Origin of the sequence: Enterobacter sp. UNJFSC 003 (assembly GCF_036903355.1) — a bacterium.
Classification (GTDB): Bacteria; Pseudomonadota; Gammaproteobacteria; order Enterobacterales; family Enterobacteriaceae; genus Enterobacter.
The window spans coordinates 1-429 of the sequence record NZ_JBAKHK010000047.1 but is presented as its reverse complement, the minus strand read 5'-3'; the positions used below and the strand labels follow the sequence as shown (position 1 = coordinate 429).

Below are 429 nucleotides of genomic sequence, written 5' to 3'. Positions count from 1 at the left end.
TTCTCAAGGAGGGCGGGAATGCCGTTGATGCCGCCGTGGCGGTGGGCTACGCGCTGGCGGTAACGCATCCGCAGGCAGGGACTCTGGGCGGTGGTGGTTTTATGTTAATCCGCTCGAAAAATGGCAATACCACGGCTATCGATTTCCGCGAAATGGCACCCGCCAAAGCGACCCGCGATATGTTCCTCGATGATCAGGGCAACCCGGACAGCAAAAAATCACTCACTTCGCATCTGGCTTCCGGCACACCGGGTACGGTAGCAGGTTTCTCGCTGGCGCTGGATAAATACGGCACCATGCCGCTGAACAAAGTCGTGCAGCCCGCGTTTAAACTGGCACGCGATGGTTTTATCGTTAACGACGCGCTGGCTGACGATCTCAAAACCTACGGTAGCGAAGTGTTGCCGAATCACGAAAACAGTAAAGCTA

General features: G+C 55.9%; 1 protein-coding gene. It reads left to right on the top strand.

Features of this window, described 5'->3' with window-relative positions:
* On the top strand, positions 1-429 hold a 429-nt coding region (locus tag V5P19_RS23010), incomplete at both ends, for a gamma-glutamyltransferase (RefSeq protein WP_334407840.1).